The sequence below is a fragment of the Novosphingobium mathurense genome (assembly GCF_900168325.1).
In the GTDB taxonomy this organism is placed as follows: Bacteria; Pseudomonadota; Alphaproteobacteria; order Sphingomonadales; family Sphingomonadaceae; genus Novosphingobium; species Novosphingobium mathurense.
Genome location: NZ_FVZE01000004.1, coordinates 304,125 through 323,082, shown reverse-complemented (window position 1 = coordinate 323,082; position 18,958 = coordinate 304,125). Strand labels below are relative to the sequence as shown.

10 protein-coding genes are annotated in these 18,958 nt (G+C 60.2%); 6 read left to right on the top strand and 4 right to left on the bottom strand.

The window, feature by feature from the left end; all coding sequences use genetic code 11:
* Positions 1-111 precede the first annotated feature (111 nt).
* Positions 112-2,556, top strand: a complete 2,445-nt coding sequence (locus tag B5483_RS14610) for a glycoside hydrolase family 95 protein (RefSeq protein ID WP_079730913.1) — start codon at positions 112-114, stop codon at positions 2,554-2,556.
* Here B5483_RS14610 and B5483_RS14605 read toward each other — a convergent pair.
* The 3 genes from B5483_RS14605 to B5483_RS14595 form a co-directional block, all read right to left on the bottom strand.
* The gene (locus tag B5483_RS14605) at positions 2,540-5,209 is read right to left on the bottom strand and encodes a glycoside hydrolase family 3 C-terminal domain-containing protein (RefSeq protein ID WP_079731012.1); all 2,670 of its coding nucleotides are present in this window, start codon (positions 5,207-5,209) and stop codon (positions 2,540-2,542) included. The genes B5483_RS14610 and B5483_RS14605 overlap by 17 nt on opposite strands.
* 92 nt (positions 5,210-5,301) lie before the next feature.
* Positions 5,302-6,843: a tryptophan halogenase family protein gene (locus B5483_RS14600; RefSeq protein WP_079730912.1), complete on the bottom strand. Its 1,542-nt coding sequence runs from the start codon at positions 6,841-6,843 to the stop codon at positions 5,302-5,304.
* A 63-nt stretch (positions 6,844-6,906) separates the two neighbouring features.
* On the bottom strand, positions 6,907-9,831 hold the full coding sequence (locus B5483_RS14595) for a TonB-dependent receptor (RefSeq protein WP_079731011.1): 2,925 nt from the start codon (positions 9,829-9,831) through the stop codon (positions 6,907-6,909).
* A 334-nt stretch (positions 9,832-10,165) separates the two neighbouring features.
* Here B5483_RS14595 and B5483_RS14590 point away from each other — a divergent pair, with 334 nt between their 5' ends.
* Both B5483_RS14590 and B5483_RS14585 read left to right on the top strand, forming a co-directional pair.
* Positions 10,166-10,858, top strand: a complete 693-nt coding sequence (locus B5483_RS14590) for a SapC family protein (RefSeq protein WP_079730911.1) — start codon at positions 10,166-10,168, stop codon at positions 10,856-10,858.
* Positions 10,855-11,883 (top strand): cupin-like domain-containing protein, encoded by a 1,029-nt coding sequence (locus B5483_RS14585; RefSeq protein ID WP_342743678.1) that lies wholly within the window; start codon positions 10,855-10,857, stop codon positions 11,881-11,883. Before B5483_RS14590 ends, B5483_RS14585 begins: the two co-directional genes overlap by 4 nt.
* A gap of 77 nt (positions 11,884-11,960) precedes the next feature.
* On the opposite strand, the gene B5483_RS14580 is transcribed toward B5483_RS14585, so the two are convergent.
* Entirely contained in the window at positions 11,961-14,051 is a 2,091-nt protein-coding gene (locus tag B5483_RS14580; protein ID WP_079731010.1) for an alpha-L-arabinofuranosidase C-terminal domain-containing protein, read from the bottom strand.
* Positions 14,052-14,424: 373 nt separating this feature from the next.
* On the opposite strand from B5483_RS14580, the gene B5483_RS14575 reads away from it, so the two are divergent.
* Genes B5483_RS14575 through B5483_RS14565 form a run of 3 tightly spaced genes read left to right on the top strand, consistent with a single transcriptional unit; the run spans position 14,425 to position 18,947 of the window.
* The gene (locus tag B5483_RS14575; protein WP_079731009.1) at positions 14,425-15,465 is read left to right on the top strand and encodes an alpha/beta hydrolase; all 1,041 of its coding nucleotides are present in this window, start codon (positions 14,425-14,427) and stop codon (positions 15,463-15,465) included.
* 27 nt (positions 15,466-15,492) lie between these two features.
* A complete protein-coding gene (locus B5483_RS14570; protein ID WP_079730910.1) occupies positions 15,493-17,058 on the top strand; it encodes a glycoside hydrolase family 43 protein in 1,566 nt (521 codons plus the stop codon).
* Positions 17,055-18,947, top strand: coding sequence for an NPCBM/NEW2 domain-containing protein (locus B5483_RS14565; protein WP_079730909.1), 1,893 nt, complete (start codon positions 17,055-17,057; stop codon positions 18,945-18,947). Before B5483_RS14570 ends, B5483_RS14565 begins: the two co-directional genes overlap by 4 nt.
* The last annotated feature ends 11 nt before the right edge of the window (positions 18,948-18,958 follow it).

Sequence of the window (18,958 nt, the reverse complement as noted above, 5' to 3'; positions counted from 1 at the left end):
CGATCGCACTTGCCGTCCGACATTGGATAGCGCTATCATTACTCCGACAAGATAGCTGCTGACGAAGAGCTGAGCGCTTTTCGTCCATGCGGAGAGGATAGCAAGAAGGCGATGACCGTACCAGTCGGCAACCCAGCCAACCCATTGGGCCACCCTTCCGGTTCGGCTAGAGATCACTTCGCTTTGACCCGGCGCAAGCTGTTGACGGGTATCGCCACGATGAGCGCTGCCGTGGCTTTGGGCGAATTCGGCTCGTCTTCGACAGCCGGAGCGGCGCCGATGCCGCTTTCCCGGGATCGCCTGTGGTACCGTCAGCCTGCGCACGAGTGGATCGAGGCGTTGCCGGTGGGTAACGGTCGGATCGGGGCCATGGTCTTCGGTGGCACGGGACTGGAACGTCTCCAGCTCAATGAGGATACGCTGTGGACTGGTGGACCCTACAATCCGGTCAATCCTGCGGCGCACGCAGTCCTTCCCCAGATCCGCCAATTGATCGAACAAGGGCGCTTCACGCAGGCGCAGGCCTTGGCGAATGAAAGGCTCATGGCTCGCCCCTTGAGCCAGATGGCCTATCAGACCTTCGGGAACCTGACGATTGCGATGCCGAGCCTCGGTGCGGTCGAGCAGGGAAGCTACTTGCGGGAACTGGATCTCGATGCAGCGCTGGCCACGACAACCTTCCAGGCCGATGGCGTGTCGTGGTCCCGCGAAGTCGTCGCATCGCCAGACCATCAGGTCATTGCCATCCGCTTGTGGGCCGATCAGCCAGGCAGAATCCACTGCCTAGTTGGTCTGGAGGCACCCCACGACAGTGCACTCACGATAGATGGCGACACACTGATCCTCAGCGGACGGAACAACGGCGCTCATGGCGTGGAGGGTGCCCTGCGCTTCGAGGCTCGGGCACGCATTTTGCATCATGGCGGAGGGCATTCGGTCAGCGATGGCAAGCTAGCTGTGGAAGGCGCCGACACCGTCACGATCCTGATCGCCATGGCGACCAGCTATCGTGGGTTCGACGATGTCAGCGGTGACCCATCGCAGATCACGCGCGGTCAGATCGAAGCGGCCAGTCGCCATTCATTTGCGCGCATCGCTGCCGACACCGCCGCATCGCATCGGAAACTCTATCGCCGCGTTGCTCTCGATCTGGGCGAAACGCCCGAGGCGCACCGGCCCACTGACGAGCGTATTCGCACCAGCCAGACTTCCGATGACAGCGCCCTGGCCGCACTCTACTTCCAGTACGGACGTTACCTGCTGATCTGCTCTTCACGGCCCGGCAGCCAGCCAGCCAACCTGCAGGGCATCTGGAACGACAGCGACGATCCGCCGTGGGGATCCAAGTACACGATCAATATCAATACCGAGATGAACTACTGGCCTGCCGAACCGAGCGGGCTTGGCGAATGCGTGGCCCCCCTCGTGTCACTGGTGCGCGATCTTGCGCAGACCGGTGCCCGCACCGCTCGGGAGATGTATGGCGCAAGGGGGTGGGTCGCGCATCACAACACGGACTTGTGGCGTGCCACCGCACCGATCGATGGAGCCGCATGGGGCCTGTGGCCGATGGGCGGAGCCTGGCTATGCACGCACCTTTGGGGCCATTTCGACTATCACCGTGACACGGAGTTCCTGCGCTCCATCTATCCCCTGATGCGCGGAGCCGCGCTGTTTTTCCTCGATACCTTGCAGCGCGATCCGGCCACCGGGTTTCTTGTCACCAATCCTTCGATCTCACCGGAAAACGAGCATCCCGGCGGCGCGTCCGTATGCGCCGGGCCTGCCGTCGATCGGCAGATCCTGCGCGACCTGCTCGCTCAGACGGCAAAGGCTGCGACCATCCTTGGCGTGGATCGTGAATTATCTGCACAGATGCTCGACGCCCGCAGTCGGCTCGCACCCGACAGGATTGGGTCGCAAGGCCAATTGCAGGAATGGCTGGAGGATTGGGATGCCGACGCGCCCGAACCGCATCACCGCCATGTTTCCCATCTCTACGGGCTTTATCCCAGCCACCAGATCAACCTTGATGAGACGCCCGCACTAGCCATGGCTGCGCGCAAGTCGCTGGAATTACGGGGCGACGAATCCACTGGCTGGGCCACGGCATGGCGCGCAAACCTCTGGGCTCGCTTGCGCGAGGGCGATCATGCGCACCGTATCCTGCGTTACCTGCTCGGTCCTGAGCGCACCTATCCCAATATGTTCGACGCTCACCCACCGTTCCAGATCGATGGTAATTTCGGTGGCGCGGCGGCCATCGCCGAAATGCTTGTCCAAAGCCGGGACGACGAGATCCGCCTGCTGCCGGCCCTCCCCCGCGCGTGGCCGCAGGGCTCCGCTCGGGGCTTGCGCACACGCGGCGCCTGCGAGGTCAGTCTGGGATGGCGTGGTGGCGAACTGATCTCTGCAAGACTGGTCGGTCGCACAGCGGGAAAGCGGATCGTCCGTCTGAACGACCGCAGCGCCGAAGTGGAATTGATCCCCGGGCGGCCCGTCACGCTGAACGGGCCGTCGTTGAGGACATCACCACTGGTTACTTCGGCAGAGTGACCGCCTTGTCGACCGAGAAATCGGCCGATTGCGTCGGATTATCGAAGCCGGGCTGACCGCCACCCACCGTCACCTTGTAGTGGCCTTCCAGCACTTTGCGAACGCCATCCGGGGTTACCGAACTGAGATCGCGCGGTGACAGGTCGAAGGTAACCTTGCGCGTTTCTCCCGGCTGCAACGACACCTTCTGAAAACCGCGCAGGGCAATGTTGGGTGTGCCCGGTGCATCGGGGAAATCGAGATAGAGCTGCACTGCATCGCCGCCGGCGCGCTGGCCGGTGTTGCTGACCTGCGTGGTCACACGAAGGCCATTGTGTGCCCCGCCTCCAGCAGGCTCAACCGCCACCGGGCCATAGCCGAAAGTCGTGTAGCTGAGACCGTATCCGAAGGGGTAGACAGCTTTCCCGGTGAAGTAGCGATAGGTTCGTCCTTTCATATCGTAATCGTCGAAGGGCGGCAGATCTTCGACGCTACGATAGAAAGTCAGGGGCAGTCGGCCGGTCGGATTGACCTTGCCGGTCAGCACATTGGCAATGGCAAGGCCACCAGACTGGCCCGGATACCATGCCTCTAGGATGGCATCGGCGTTGTCCTTGGCCCAGCTGAGGTTGATCGGACTGCCGTTCATGGCCACGACGATCAGCGGCTTGCCGGTTGCCTTGGCCTGTTCCAGCAGCTTTTGCTGGTCCGCAGGAATATCGAGCGTGGTCTTGTCGCCGCCCTTGAACCCGGGAATCTCGATCGGCGATTCTTCAGCTTCAAGATCGGACGTCAGTCCGACGACGGCGACAAGCACATCGGCAGCCTGTGCGGCGCTTCGCATGTCACCGGCGGGATCATTCGAAATCCGCTTCCAGGCAAAGCCTATCCCGGCAGTTCCCGTATGCGCCTCGCCGATGATCCTGACCGGATAGCGATGCCCTTTCTCAAGGGTGACCGTCTTCATGGTGGGCAAGCTGCCCCATTTTGCGTCCTTGAGGTCGACGAATGGTTTTCCGTCGAAGTCCATTCGGCCGCTCTGGAAGCCGGAAAGCCCGAGACGGTAAGTGCCGCTCTCCGGCGGAACGAGGTAGCCGGTCCAGACTACCCGGTGATGATCGGATACTTGCGCCAGGTCCAGGCTCCGCCCATCGACGCTGCGCTCTCGCCGGGTCACGACCGGCTTTTCCGAGAATTTCACCGTCTTCAGATATTCGTCCAGCTTGCCCGGGGCAAAGAGCTTGGGCGGCGTGCCCACCACATTGTAGTAGCGCGCCGTGAGACCCGGCTTCCCATCCTCGCTGATAAGGGCGGATTCCGGCACCGGATCGCCATCGGTGACCGTCTCTCCGAAGGGAACATAGGAAACGGATGCCTTCGGCATGGCCTGTCGCAATCCTTCGACTACCGAGATCGGCCGGGCCGAAATGGTCGAGGAATAATTGCCGCGCAGCACACGGGTGGCATCGCCGAAGGGGCCGATCACGGCCACTTTCATCCCGGCAGTCTGGAATGGCAGAATTCCGTTGTTCTTGAGAAGAACCAGGCTCTCTTCCGCAGCCTTGAGCGCAAGCGCGCCGTGGGCCGATGTTCCGACATCGGCGGCGGAGGACGTATCGGTGCTCAGCTTGCGCACCCCGGGCAAGTCGCCATTGCGCAGGCGGGCTGAGAAGAGGCGGATGAGTGTCCTGTCGACATCGTTGACGGTGATGAGCCCGCGCTCCAGCGCCTCGCGATAGCGATCGGTCAACCCGTCGGTATCGGACAGGGTCCATGTGTGGCATTCGCTGTCCACGCCCATGCGCATGGCGGCGGCGACGGCGGCAGCGCCATCGGGCGCGTACTTGTGATTGTCGCTGATGTCTTTCACCGCATCGCAATCGGATACGACGTAGCCCTGGAAGCCCCAGGCATCGACAAGGTGCTCTTGCAGAAGTTCCTGGCTGGCGCAGGCCGGTTGTCCGTCAACGCGATTGTAGGCGCACATGACGGAACCGGCCTTGCCCTCCACGATCGCCGCGCGGAAAGCGGGCAGATATGTATCTTCCAGATCGTGGCGCGAGACGAAGACATTCGCATGATGGCGCGTCGATTCCGGGCCGTTATGGACGGCGAAGTGCTTTGGCGTGGCGATCACGTCCGGAAGGTCGGGATCCGGGCCCTGCATCCCTTCCACGAAGGAAACGCCCATGCGCGCCGTGAGATAGGGGTCCTCGCCATAGGTCTCCTGCCCCCTTCCCCATCGCGGATCACGGAAGATATTGATATTCGGAGACCATGTGTCGAGGCCGGTACCGATGCGCCCCATACGCCCGGTCTTGCGCGCCAGGGCGTGAAGTCCGCGCACTTCGGAACTGATCGTTCCGGCCACATCCTGCACGAGCGGCGCATCGAAGGTGGCGGCAAGGCCGATGGGCTCGGGAAAATTGGTTGTCGGCAGGGATCCCAGCGCACCATGAAGCGATTCCGTCCACCAGTTGTAGGCCGGAATGTTGAGACGCGGAATGGCCGGAGCGGTATTCAGCAACTGACCCAGCTTCTCGTCCAGCGTCATCTTCGCCACGAGATCCGCTGCCAGGGCCCTTGCCTTTGCGCGCACCGGCGAGACTGCTGTCGCTGGCGCGGCCTCTTGCGCCGATACGGAATCCATCGAGAGTCCGGCGGGAACCAGCATGGCACCGGCGAGGAGGAAGGACGTCAGCCGGTGACGGCGCGATGGGGGGTGGGTCATGCGTAATCCTCGTCGTTTGCTGGAATGGATCGCGTTCAGACCGGCTGCAAACCATGATCGACGATCTTGCGGATCAGATCGCGGTGACGGGGCAGACCTGCCCGCAGCCGCTGCGTCTGCGCCGCGTTTTCACGCATGGCTCTGGCGGCAAGGCTGGCATCTCCTGCCAGCGCTTCGGATTCCACTTCGGTGCGAAAACCCATTCCGTAAAGAACGTACTGATAGCTCGCCGGAGGGAATACTTCTTCGACCCGGTCGAATTCATCGTGGAACCATGGCCCCTGGTATTTCCAGAGCAACAGCAGTTCCTGCAACCTTTCGGGAATGGTTTCCGGTCGCAGGTTGTCCTGCCAGAATGCACTGTCTGTGCGCTGCGTGAGCACGTAGTGCAGCTTCAGAAAATCGATGATCCGGCCCCAGCGATAATCCGTCGTGGCGTTGAACCGGCGCGCGATGGCATCCATGACCTCCCGGCACGCGGGCATCTGTTCGGCAATCAGCTTGGCCGACAGCTCGATCAGGACGATGGCGGATGCTTCCAACGGTTCGAGGAACCCGGCAGCCAGACCGACCGCGACGCAGTTGCGCTTCCAGAAGGTCTCACGGTGGCCGGAGCGGATCGGGATCTTGCGCAAGGGTAGATCCTTGCCCGCCGCGCCCAGATAAGCGCGCAATTCTTGCTCGGCCTCATCGCCGCTCGTGTGATCGCTGGAATAGACATAGCCGATTCCCCGCCGGGTCGGCAGGCCGATGTCCCAGATCCATCCTGCGGATTGAGCGGTGGATATCGTGTGCGAGGCAATCGCGCTCGTCTCACTTTCGTAGGGCAATTGAACCGCAAGCGCCGTGTCGCAGAACAGTACGTCGCTGCAATCCTTGAACGGTACGCCCAGTGCCTCGCCGATCAACAGCGCCTTGAAACCGGTGCAATCGACGAAGAGATCGCCCTCAATTTCACCGGCCTGCTCGGTGACGACGCTTTTGATATCGCCATCGTCCGTCATCTCGACCCTCTGGACGTCCGCCAGGACGTGGCGAACGCCAAGCTTCTGCGTGCAGTGACGTTGCAGGAAGGGCGCGAACTTGCCGGCGTCGAGGTGATAGGCGTAGTTCGCCAGCGCTTCGAATTCGGGTGTTGCGATAGTCTTGGGGGCCAGCCCGTCGTCGCAGATACGACCTTGCGGGCAGACGGCATCGCAAAAGCTGCTCTCTCCATTCGCCAGCCAGTGCGGGGCGAGGTTGAGCTGCGCGAATGACTGCGGCAGCATCAGCGGGTGGTAATAAGCGTCATCGGGAGCACCGGTGGTCCAGCGGGCGAACTTGGCTCCCTGCTTGAAGGCTGCATCGCATTCCCGGAAGAAGTCGGTTTCCGAGACGCCAATCCTGGCCAGAGTGGTGCGCAATGTCGGCCAGGTCCCCTCCCCGACGCCAATGATCGGCGTGTTCGGGGATTCGACCAGGGTAACCGAAAAACCTCCTGGCATCCGGCTGCGATGCTTCGCGGCGATCACTCCGGCTGTGAGCCATCCGGCCGTGCCGCCGCCGACAATAACGATCTTCTTGGTGGGTCGTTGCATGAGCCGAGGCAAAACCAGTTTGCCGGAGGTGTCAATCCTTTGACACCTCCGGCCAGGGAGGAGTTAGAAGCGGTAACGGACACCCGCAGTGAAGCGGCGGCCGTAACCGTAAACGTCAAGCAACTGGTTCTTGTAGCGACCGTGCGTGCTTTGCGTCTCGTTGGTCAGGTTCAGGATCTCGCCGAAGACGTTCAAGCCCTCAGTGATCTGATAGCTGGTGCTGAGGTCGATCTGCGTGCTGGCATTCACGAAGGTCGGCTCGGCACCGAAGGCGCCCGTGTTCTGGACTTGTCCGAATTGGAGGAGGTACTCGTCACGCCAGTTGAGCGCTGCACGGAACTCGAACCCATACTTGTCGAAGAAGCCGACGAAGTTTGCCGAGTTGGCAAGACCCGTCACGGCAAAGCCGCTCTGGCTGATATCGCTTCGGTCGTAAGGCTTGTTGGTATCGACGAACGTCGCGTTGGCGACGAAGCCGAAGCCGGAGTCCCCGAAGGTATGCTGCAGGGCAAGCTCGATGCCGCGAACGGTAGCATCAGGCCCGTTGAGGCGCTGCGAAACCGTGAACTGCGCCGGCTGTCCCGTTGACGGATCGACTACGTCGTTGATCGTCTGACGCTGCGTACCCTGAACGATGAAGTTCGAGACGTTCTTGAGGAAGAGGTTGACTGCGAGATAGGAATTTCGCTGGTAGTACCATTCCGCCGCAAGGTCGAAATTGTCCGAAAGGAAGGGCTTGAGGTTCGGGTTGCCACCATCGGCCGTAAGCGCGCCGATACGCTGGCCGGTGCCGATGTTCAAAACCGGGGTCAGCAGGTTGAGCGTCGGACGGGTCAAGGTTCGCGATGCATCGAAGCGCAGGACGAGATCCGGCATGACTTCAAGCTTCACGTCAACAGCCGGCAGGAAGTAGCTGTAATTGCTCTTCGTTGTCACTGGCTGCACCGGACCGAAATTGACCGTAAGCAGCGTGGGGTCAGTCGTGCTCGGTGTAATCGACAGCGGAAGGCGACCGATACCGCTCGAGCTCAGATGCGTCGTTTCCTGACGCATGCCTGCCGTGAAGGTGAAGGGCATTCCTGCCAGTTCGGTTTCGAAGCGAGCCTTGAGGAAAAGTGACCACGTCTTCTCGTTGATGTTGCGATAGCTTCCAACATCGTTCGCGACGTCGAATGTACCGGTGAAGTCCCCGTTGCAGCATCCGTAGTTGTAGCCGGGGATATTTCCGGCCTGCGGATTGCCCAGCGACGTCAGGAAATTCTGATAGTCGATCGCGTTGAAATTGATGAGCGTGGGCGGCAGCATCCCGTCGAAGCCGGGGATGAAACCGCCGGTTCCCACCATCCCGTTGTAGAGATCCAACGGAATTGCGACGCCACCACTGGTTCCCGACGCCGGGCCATAGCCCGAGTACGCCTGCCAGAAGTTATTTCCGAATGTATTGGCACTGCGGAACTTGAACGTGTCGTCGAGGTATGTCCCCCCGAAAGTCAAGGTCAGGTCGTCCTGGGTCCACTTGCCCGACAGGCGAGCCTGCTTGATCGTATCCGTATTCTTGTTGGCGATATTGACGGTGACGTGCGAGCCGATGACCGAAGTGTCGGCCCAACGGCTGGGGTCGCCTTCCGCCCCGTAGTCATGGAGCGAAGGGAATGCACCGCTGCTGTTGCCGTCGATGGCAATGCCGAGAGTCGGGCCGATGCCGAAGCCGTAGCCGATGTCCGCACCGCGTGAACTGATACGGCCGTCCGGATTGAGCCAGCTCTTCGAGAAACTGCCGTCAGCCTCGACTTCGAAGTTGCTGCTGACGTTCCACTTGACGTTGAGGCCGGTCTGGTTGGTTCGACGCAGGTTGCTGGCACGCTCAGCCGTGAAGTCGGTCTGCGAGCCCGCCTGCGTGAAGTCCAGAGGCACACCATTGTCGTCCAGAACGACGTTGCGCAGCGAACCCTGGTTGAACCAGATGCCAAATCCGAACGTACTCGAGTTGATGCGCTGTTCAGTGTAGTTGTCGTCAAGGGTGAGTAGGATGTCATCGGATGGTTGCCACTGCAACGCGATCCGCCCGTCGATACGTTCATCCTTGGTGTAGGTCTGCTGGGCACCATATTGCTGTTCGAAGAAACCCACGATCGACTTGACCTGGCTGGGATCGGCCGTCGTATCGCTAGTCGGATTGCAGACAGTGGCAGTGCTGCCCTGGAGCTGACACGGCGCATAGAGGCCGCCCGGGAACCCATGCACGTAGACGTTGTTCGTACGCGTATCGTGGCGGGTATAGATAACGTCGGCGAGGATGCCGAAGGTGTTGTCCGCAAAGGTGTCGCTGATCAGCAACCCGACCGAGGGGACGACTTTCTTGGCATAGTTCTGGACAGACCCGGAAGCGCTGGCAGCCATATGGAAGCCCGGCCTGTCGAGCGGCTTGGGATAAGCAATGTCGATGGTGGCGCCGATCGAGTTCGAACCGACCGCTACGTCCGGCGTCTTGTAAACCGCCAAAGATCCGATGAAGTCGGAGCCGACGGTGCTGAAATCGATTGAACGGCCGCCAGTGGCGGTGGATAGGCGACGACCATCGACGAGTGTTTCGTTGAAGTCGCCTCCGAAGCCGCGGATGGTTACGCCGTTGGCTTCGCCGCGCGGCCCGTCACGCTGGATCGAGACACCCGGAAGGCGCTGCAGCGATGCTGCAACATTGGAATCCGGAAACTTGCCGATTTCTTCTGAGGAGATGACGTCGACGACGCCAGGGGCCTCACGCTTGGCATCCAGGTTGCGCTGAAGCGAACCGCGAATACCGGTTACGATAATGACGCCCTGATCGCCTTCCCGGGCTTGAGGCGCAGTATTGCTGCCTCCACTTTCCGCTTCCTGCGCATATGCGGGAGCCGTCAACGCAAGGGCCAGCACGCCCGTTGCACTTGCCGTGAACAAGCCATGCCTCAGGCGACTGCTTAATGTTCGGCCAGTATGATTGGAAATCATCATATCCCCTCCATGCCCTTTTATTTATCGACCGTGTTCATCCGGTTCGATCAGACATCGCTTGCGCGACAGATAGAAATTTGCGTGTCGAGAGTGCCGGGCGTCGCCTGCCTGTAATCGGCGCGCCGCTCTGATCCTCTCCCGATTCCTTTCTTCTGAGCAATTCGTAGCACTGCAAGGTAGCGCTATCAATAGTCTTTTGTAGGTGTATTGATTAAAGTTCTGCAGTGCTTGGCGCAGGCTGAAATTTGCGGTATCTAGCGCGAAAATCGGCCATAAAAAGGGCCGATTTGTGCGGTTTTGGATCTGCGGCGACCGCTTGGGAGAGATTAGAATGTCAATACAATTGGTAGCGCTAAATCCACAGGAGCATCGGAATCTCCGGTTGAAACCCGGTCATGCCGAAGCGTCTCATTTCACCGAAGTCATGCTGAGTGAATTTGGCTCCGCGGCTGCAGGCTGTCCGATTCTCCTGGCAAAGAATCCCGAAACCGGTGCCTTCTACGCTGGCGCGATGTTCGGCTTCAAGCCAGATGAGAACCTGCTTTCAGACAAGATGGGAGGCTCGGTACCGCCCTATCGGACACTCGATCAGCAACGCGAAGGGTTCTATGTAACAGAAGATGAAATCGCTATCGACGAGGGTTGCCCAAGGTTCAGCGAATATGAAGGTGATCTCTTGTTCGATATGGATGGGCAGCCTGCCACGCCCTTGCGGCATATACAACGTGTCCTGACCCAGCTGGTTCACGGCAAGAAGGAAACGGAGGCATTTACCGCGACCCTGTTGAGTCTCAAATTGATTGAGCCGATCGATATTTCGCTCAATTTCGATGATGGAGAGAAGCTGGTTCTGCAAGGACTCTATACGGTAAGCCTTGATACACTGCACGAACTCGATGATGCTGCGGTGCTCGACTTGTTCCGCAAGGGTTACCTGCAATTGATCTATACCATGGTCGGTTCGCTCAAGCATATCGGCACGCTGGCCAATATTCGCAATCGCCGGCTCAGCCGCGCTGCATGAAGCCGATGCCGGGAGACACAGTTGCCGAGTTTCCTCTCACGGCGATTTCCGATCCGGGGGCATTCCGCAAAGAGGTAATCGAGCCGTGCCGCCCTGCCATCATTCGCGCAGCCTGTGCCAATTGGCCCGCACATATCGCGGCAAGGCAGTCTGTCCGGCACTTGCGGGAATACCTTTGTGCGTTTGACAATGGGCAGCGGGCACAAGGCTTCGTTGGCGATGAATCGATCTCAGCCCGGTATCATTACGGGGCAGGCCCTGACGGTTTCAACTTCAAGCGTGAAATCATGGGAATCGCAGAAGCGTTGAAGCGGATCGAGCGGTGCGCCGAGAATCCATCACTGGGCACTGTCTACATGGGATCGCTTCCGGCCGAGAGCCACATGCCTGGCTTCGCTGAGGCCAATTGCCTGCCATTCGTGCCGCGCAGCGCCAGGCCGCGGCTGTGGATCGGCAATGCGTCCGCAGTCGCTTGCCACTACGACACATTCGACAACCTTGCTTGTGTCGTAGCTGGCCAGCGAACATTTACGCTTTATCCGCCCAGCGCCATCAGCGATCTTTACGTCGGTCCGATTGATCATACTATGGCGGGCCAACCGGTAAGCTTGGCGGCCGGATCAGAACCCGGAGATCCCCGCTATCCGCGCTTCGACGTCATTAGAGAACGAGCACTGGTCGTCGAACTGGATCCGGGCGATGCGCTCTACCTGCCCAAGTTGTGGTGGCATCAGGTAGAGGCGAAGGGCGATCTCAATTTGCTCGTCAATTACTGGTGGGACGCATTCGCTTCGGGACCCGACGCACCCTTCACGGCCATGATGTTGGCCATGATTGCGATTGCTGAACGCCCTGAGCCCGAGCGGGCCGCCTGGCGTTCCTTTTTCGATCACTATGTTTTCCGCCCGGAAGGTCATCCCCTCGCCCATCTGCCGGAAGAGCAACATGGCATCCTTGGACCACTCGATCAGGGTAACTATGGCAGAATTCGCGCGATGGTCATGCAACTGCTGCGGGGCAACTGAGCTCAATCCGCGAAGGAACGAAAAACGGGCGGAACCGCGTCGGCGATTCCGCCCTGTTCACCCGTCAGGCGTCCGGACTAACTTGCCAGGGGAAATTCATAGACCACTATCGAGATCGGCGGGACTGACAGTGCGCCTTCCTGAGGCATAGCTTCGCTGCCGGTGATCGTGACTTGAGCCGGCGCGCCGACCTTGTTTGAAGCGTCCACCGACTTTCCGGTTAACACCCAGCGCTTGCCCGCTCCCACGACCGAAAGCCCTTCGAAAGTGAGATCTGCCGACTGCTTCTGGAAGGTGGCATTGACCAAACCGATGCGCAGGGACTTGCCGCCAGGCCCTAGCGCAGCGATGATGTCCAGAGGATAAGTCGGACTGCCTGCGCGAACTTGCGGGTGATCGTAGCCGACCGGATGGCGAGGCTCGGGCTGCGGCGAATTTCCGGTGACCGTCAAAGGGACCGTACCTTCGCCGAAGTGTTCGCCATAGAGCTTGAAAACGAGGCCGGTGCTGTTGAGAACCGAGGCCGTGGGCGTAATGTCCATCGTCGATGCCCCGGTGGTGAAGGCACTCATCTTCAGAAAATCGGTGTGGCGCAACATCTCCTGCATGACCATCGCATAGGCCAGCGCAGACTTCAGGTTGGCACCGCCGAAATAGGCATATTCGTCAATCGACAGGAAGATATTGTCCTTGTCGATCCTGGGGAAACGTTGCCGATAGACATCCCAGATTTCAGCCTTCATGCGCACCTGGTTCGAAGGAGAGCGCGCATACTCCATGAGTTCCGCATCTGCCGGTGCGTCTGGACGCCTTTCCGCAGCATCGTACCAGTGCTCGCTTACGCCGTCGAAATTCCCCCATGCCTTGGCAAACAGCCCGCCCGTCCAGTCTTCCTCGGTGCCGAACTTGTGCCGGATGCTGTCCAGGGACGGATTTTCCTTGGCATCTCGTGGCTTGAGCTGATCGGGCATGGCCCCCGAGCCGATCAGAACGATCGACGGATCCACCGCGCGCATGGCTTCTGCAAAGCGGTTATGCTTGATCATGAAATAGTCGAGCGTCGTCCGGCCAATCTGCCACCAACCATAGGGCTCGTTGCCGATGTTCCAGTACTTGACCGCATAAGGCTCCGGATGGCCGTTTGCCGCCCGCTTGGCACCCCATTCGCTGGTGGCCGGACCGTTGAGATATTCCACTTCCTCGGCGGCAGAATGGGCATCGCCAAGCCCGGCATTGACCGTGACGTATGGATCGACGCCGAGGATCTGCGTCAGTTTCATCCATTCGTCCATGCCGAGATCGTTGGGCTGCATGGCGCTCCAGGCATGGTCGAACATGGGAGCGCGCTTGTCGCGCGGTCCCAGCGCACCGTGCCAGTCCCAATCGGACAGAAAGTTCCCACCCGGCAGCCGCCACATTCCCGAATTCAGAGAACGGGCAATCGCCGTAGTGTCCGCGCGCCAGCCATCGATATTGTCATCGGGCATCAAGGAAATCGCATCGACCCTGAATGCGCCGGTTCCCGTTCCGGTGATTTCCAACCGCGCATCGCTGGTGCCGGTTTTGGGTGAAAAGGCGAATTCGACTTTCTGCCAACCGGGCCGGGGCGTATCGAGGCTTTCAATCTGGCGATCCGAGCGGCCTTTGCCCCAGGCCAGGGCAACTTGAACATGGACCCCGGGATCGCCTGACAACCACAAGTGGCCAACATAGCGTTTACCTTCTGCGATGCCGATGCCCGATTGGCCGAAGCCACGAACTTCCTTGCTGGAGACCGTGACTTTCGGAGACTGATTGCCGACGAACGGATCGGATGTGTCCATTTCCACGGCATCGTCACTTCCGATCGGACGCCATTTGCGGTAGATCACTCCCGGTCTTCCTTCCGGGTTCGGTGGCGGCGGAACATCTTTCGCCGCAGTCACAACCGGGTAGTAGAACTTGCGGTCATCGAGCATCTCTGCCCAGAGACTGCGTGCGACAAGGCCACCTATCGGCTCGATGAACATGCCATAAGCATGACGGGTCACCGCATCGGATCGGCTCGCGGCATCGATCGTCGCACGAACAGTATCGGGTGTCTGCGCCCCGATTGCCGCAGGCAGCGCTATCGATGCGCTCAGTGCCAGCGCCAGCCCGGTGCCTGCGCCTTTCAGCGGCATCCGCATGGCCATCTCTCCCTATCTTTGACTCTGAGTTAATAGCCTATCAGCGATTCAATGATAGCGCTACCTCCTTTGCGCCTGTTGGTGATCTGCAACGAGAATTGATCCTACATGGCTGTATTTACGACCTTAAAATCTTCCGGAAAGTATATCCAATCACCGTCGCGATTAGAAATCGGTACAATCCGAGATTGACACCCTGAAGATTTACGCAGACAAAATATGCGCTTCCGGGCCGATACGTTGCGAAAGACAAATCCGGCACCAATCCGCAAAGGGACAGGATGAGATGGCGCAAATCCGCGATATGATGTCTTTTGCCATTGAGGGGATCAGCAGCAAGGCGATGCACCGGCCGGGGCCATCGCGAATAATCATGGCATCAACAGCGCTGGCACTCGCATCGACAGCCCTGCCCGGGCATGCCCAAGTGCAAACTCCGGTTCCCGCCCCCGTATCGGGAGCGAGACCAACCGCGGTTGAGCGGATCAAGGTCCATTCCATCGCCATCGAAGGCAACCTCGAAGGCGAAGCCGCGGATCGCGACGTCGTGGTCGTTCTTCCGCCCAGCTATGGCAAGGATCCGCAAAGGCGCTATCCGGTCGTCTACGCGCTCCACGGTTACTCCATCGGAGCCGAACAATGGATGAAAGAGATCCACGTCCCCCAGACGGTCGAAGGAGCCTTCGCGCAAGGTGCAACGGAAATGATCGTGGTCCTGCCGGACAGCAAGACCGCATATAACGGATCGATGTATTCCAGCTCCCAGACGACCGGCGATTTCGAAACTTTCGTCTCACGTGATCTCGTGGCCTATATCGACAGCCATTACCGCACCCTTCCCGATAGACGCAGCCGCGGGCTGGTCGGGCATTCCATGGGTGGATACGGCGCAACGCGCATAGGCTTCAAACATGCAGATGTATTCGGCGCGCTCTATCTGATGAGCCCGTGCTGTCTATCGGTGCGTGATCCGCAGAGCTTTGAGCCCGATCTGGAAGCGAAAGTGGCCAGGCTCAAGACACCTGTCGATTCGGAGGACTTGTCTTTCGGTCCGCGCGGGACTTTGGCCATGGCAGCGGCCTGGTCTCCCGATCCCCTTAATCCGCCGCTGTATCTCGATCTGCCGGTAAAGGATGGAAAGGTCCGACCAGACATCATGGCCAAGTGGATGGCCAATTCCCCGCTTGCCTTCGCCGATCAGTATGTCGCCAACCTGCGCAAATATGCAGCGATTGCCATCGATGTCGGCGATCAGGATGGTCTGAAGATCGATGCCGGGAAGTTGCATGACCTGATCGACAGTTACGGTATCGCCAACAGCTTTGAGGTCTATCCGGGCACCCATACCAGCGCCGTGGCCGATCGATTCCAGAATCACGTCATGCCTTTTTTCAGCGCCTACCTGGCGCATTGATCGCGCAGCTGCGGGGACTTTTCCGATATGCGCCTGACATTGCTCGCCACGGCAGCTGCCCTGGGTGCCTGCACGTTCGCCCAAGCCCCTGCCGCCGCTCAAGTCTGGCAGGCCGATCAGGGCGATGGTACATTCCGCAATCCGGTGCTCTATGCCGACTATCCCGATCCCGACATCATTCGCGTGGGTGAGGATTTCTATTTCGCCACCACGACTTTCGTGAACACCCCCGGCATCACTATCCTGCATTCGAAGGATCTGGTGAACTGGGAGTTCTACAGTCATGTAGTCCAACGCATCGATGGCTCTGCGGCCTATGATCTTGAAGGCGGCAACGGCTATCGGCGCGGACTTTATGCGACGAGCCTGCGTCACTACCGGGGCATGTTCTATCTTGCGGTGACGCCGGTCGGGCTCCACACCCGTATCTACTATGCTCCGGATCCGCGCGGTCCCTGGCAATATCACGAACTCGACCGCGAGGCTTTCGATCCCGGCCTGTTCATCGATCACGACGGGACAGGCTATATTGCCACGGCCGTCAATTCCGACGGCACGATCACGCTGCTGACGCTCGATCGTGATTTCGACAGGGTCGCGGCTTCCCGCAAGGTCCATTTCGTACCGGGCGGCGAGGGATCCAAGATCGTCAAGCGCAATGGGTGGTATTACATATTCAACGCTGTGCCGCCGCGCATGGCGCTGACGGTATCACGCTCGCGCAGCCTTTTCGGGCCCTGGGAGACCCGAGAGCAGCTAGACGACAGGACTGGCGGCCACCAGGGAGCGCTTGTCGACCTGCCAGATGGCCGCTGGTCCGGTTTTGTGATGGTCGACGCCGGATCGATCGGACGAATGACCAACCTCAGTCCGGTGTTCTGGGAGGATGACTGGCCGATCTGGGGCACCCCAGAGGCTCCCGGAAGAGTGCCGGAACGGGCCCGCAAACCGATCGACGGGGTCCCGCCCTCGCAGCTCGCTTCTTCAGACGGATTTACGCAAGCTAGCCTCGGGATGCAGTGGCAATGGAACCACAACCAGGACGATAGCGCCTGGTCGCTCAATGAACGCCCGGGATGGCTACGGCTTCATGCGAAGCGTGCCGACAACCTCTGGTCGGCGCGCAACACCCTGGTGCAGAAAGCCCAGGGACCGCGCAGTCGTGCGGTGGTCAAGCTGGACATTGCAGGTTTGCGTGCAGGCGATCGGTGCGGGTTCGGAACTTTCGGGCAATACAGTGCTACCATCGCGGCAAGCCGCGATCCCAAGGGGCACCCGTTCCTGCGAATGAGCGTTCTGGAAAGCACAGTGAGCGGCCCGCGCGAGGACGTGAGGATCGCCGAAGTGACCATCTCGGGTTCGGATTTGTGGCTTGCCGCAAATGCCGATTTCACGACCGACAAGGGCAGCCTGTCCTACAGCCTCGACGGTAAGGACTGGGTGCCGCTGGGAGGCACGTTTCCGCTCGCCTTCGCTTGGCAGACCGGCACATTCCAGGGCGAGCAGTTCGCGCTCTCCTGCTTCAACACGCAAAGCGAGGGTGGTTCCCTCGACATTGACAGCTTCATCCTCCAACCGGGAGATCCCGAATGAAACGAGGTTTTCGCCTCCTTGGCGCGGTTGCCATCATGGCTTTGACCGCCACAGCCGCCCATGCCGACGAACTCGATCCGAAAGGCGAATGGAGCGCCTACGACAAGGGCAATGCCGCCCTGCCCCCGATGGGGTGGAACAGTTGGAATGCGTTTGCGCTCGAAATCGATGAAGCCAAGGTCATCGGCTCTGCCGAAACGATAGTCACTTCGGGGCTGGCGGCGAAGGGGTATCGCTACATCGATCTGGACGAAGGTTGGTGGGCGCGGCGGGGGGGCGATGGCCGTCTCGTCATCCGCACCGACCGTTTCCCTTCGGCGATCCGCAGCGACGGGACGACCAGCTTCCGCCCGTTGACGGACAAGCTGCATGCAATGGGCCTGAAAGCCGGCATCTACTCGGAGATCGGGCGCAACTCTTGCGGGCAGATCTACAGCGAAGAAAAAGCCAGCTTGCCCAGCGGCACCGTGGCCGAGCGTGAAGTCGGGCTTTACGATCACGTCGATCAGGACATTGGCCTCTATTTCGCGGAATGGGGCTTTGACCTGATCAAGGTGGATGGTTGTGGCATCAGGGGCTTGCCGGAGAGCAACCCGCGCGTTGCAGCCGGGGAATTTCGCGCCTTTGCGCCCCTGATCGATTCCGATTCCTTGGGGCGGACCGACATTCCTGCCGTGCGCGCTCTCTTCGGCAAAGTGGCCGATGCACTGGAACGCTACAATCCCGACAACGACTTCGTGTTCTCGCTTTGCATCTGGGGATCGGCCGACGTGCGCTCGTGGGCGAAGAACGTCGGGAACCTCTCCCGTACGAGCGAGGATATTTTCCCGATCTGGGGGCGCATGCTGTTCAACATGGACAGCACCTCAAGGCGGGCGCTCTATGCGCAGCCCGGATCATGGAACGATCCGGACATGCTCTATATCGGCAACGGAGATTTCGACGCCGATCACCTGACCGAGGCACGCACCCATTTCTCCATGTGGGCAATGCTCAATGCCCCCCTGATCATCGGCTACGACCTGCGCAAGGCCGCGCCCGAACTGATGGCGATCCTTGGCAATGAAGGGATAATCGCTCTCGATCAGGATCCGGCCGGAAATCAGGCGGTACTCGCCTACGATTCCGACGACGTGCAGATCTATGCCAAGACCCTGGCCGATGGCACGAAGGGCGTGGCGATCCTCAATCGGACCTCCGCTCCTCTGGATGCCGTGCTCACGGCCGAACACCTCAAGTTCCTTGCCGGCGCCGATGTCGAACTTACCGATCTGTGGACCGGCAATACCACGCGGTTCAAGGGCGAGCAGAAGTTCACGCTGGCACCGCGCGAAACGCTGGTATTCAAGGCGAAGGGCAAGCGCATGCTGGCCGATGGCTATTATCTGTCGGAAATGCCGGGCAGCGTGAACCCGGCTGTCGATGGCGTTACCGTTCCGCAGGCAGAACCGATGACCCATCGTGCGATCCTGCCCTGGCAGTCCACCCACGGCAACGGCGAACATCCGCGCTACGGCGGTTGGGGCGGTGCCCAGGCGGATGCGACGCCTTATGGCGAGGAACTGGCTGTTTCCGGTCGCCGTTTTGCAAGCGGGATCGGGGTTCTTGCCAACTCGCGCCTCGAAATCCGTAACGCCGGTTACAGGCACTTTTCCGCTGAAGTGGGTGTCGACGACAGTGCGCGGGACAGAAGCGAACCTGTGACCTTCTCCGTCTACGGCGACGGCAAGTTGCTGGCCCGGTCCGACCCCATGCGTTTCGGCGAGGCTCCCGCAAAAATCGAGGCCGATGTTGCGGGTGTGAAGCTGGTGGAAATAGTCGCCCGGTCCGCGACGCCGATGCGCTTTCCCGATCCCGTAACCTGGGGCAATGCCGCCCTGACCCGTTGATCTTGCGGGGC

Excerpts from the sequence above, each read along its gene's own strand:
- B5483_RS14610 (WP_079730913.1), top strand. The coding sequence starts at position 112 with ATGACCGTACCAGTCGGCAACCCAGCCAACCCATTGGGCCACCCTTCC.
- B5483_RS14605 (WP_079731012.1), bottom strand. The coding sequence starts at position 5,209 with ATGCTGGTTCCCGCCGGACTCTCGATGGATTCCGTATCGGCGCAAGAG.
- B5483_RS14600 (WP_079730912.1), bottom strand. The coding sequence starts at position 6,843 with ATGCAACGACCCACCAAGAAGATCGTTATTGTCGGCGGCGGCACGGCC.
- B5483_RS14595 (WP_079731011.1), bottom strand. The coding sequence starts at position 9,831 with ATGATTTCCAATCATACTGGCCGAACATTAAGCAGTCGCCTGAGGCAT.
- B5483_RS14590 (WP_079730911.1), top strand. The coding sequence starts at position 10,166 with ATGTCAATACAATTGGTAGCGCTAAATCCACAGGAGCATCGGAATCTC.
- B5483_RS14585 (WP_342743678.1), top strand. The coding sequence starts at position 10,855 with ATGAAGCCGATGCCGGGAGACACAGTTGCCGAGTTTCCTCTCACGGCG.
- B5483_RS14580 (WP_079731010.1), bottom strand. The coding sequence starts at position 14,051 with ATGCGGATGCCGCTGAAAGGCGCAGGCACCGGGCTGGCGCTGGCACTG.
- B5483_RS14575 (WP_079731009.1), top strand. The coding sequence starts at position 14,425 with ATGGCATCAACAGCGCTGGCACTCGCATCGACAGCCCTGCCCGGGCAT.
- B5483_RS14570 (WP_079730910.1), top strand. The coding sequence starts at position 15,493 with ATGCGCCTGACATTGCTCGCCACGGCAGCTGCCCTGGGTGCCTGCACG.
- B5483_RS14565 (WP_079730909.1), top strand. The coding sequence starts at position 17,055 with ATGAAACGAGGTTTTCGCCTCCTTGGCGCGGTTGCCATCATGGCTTTG.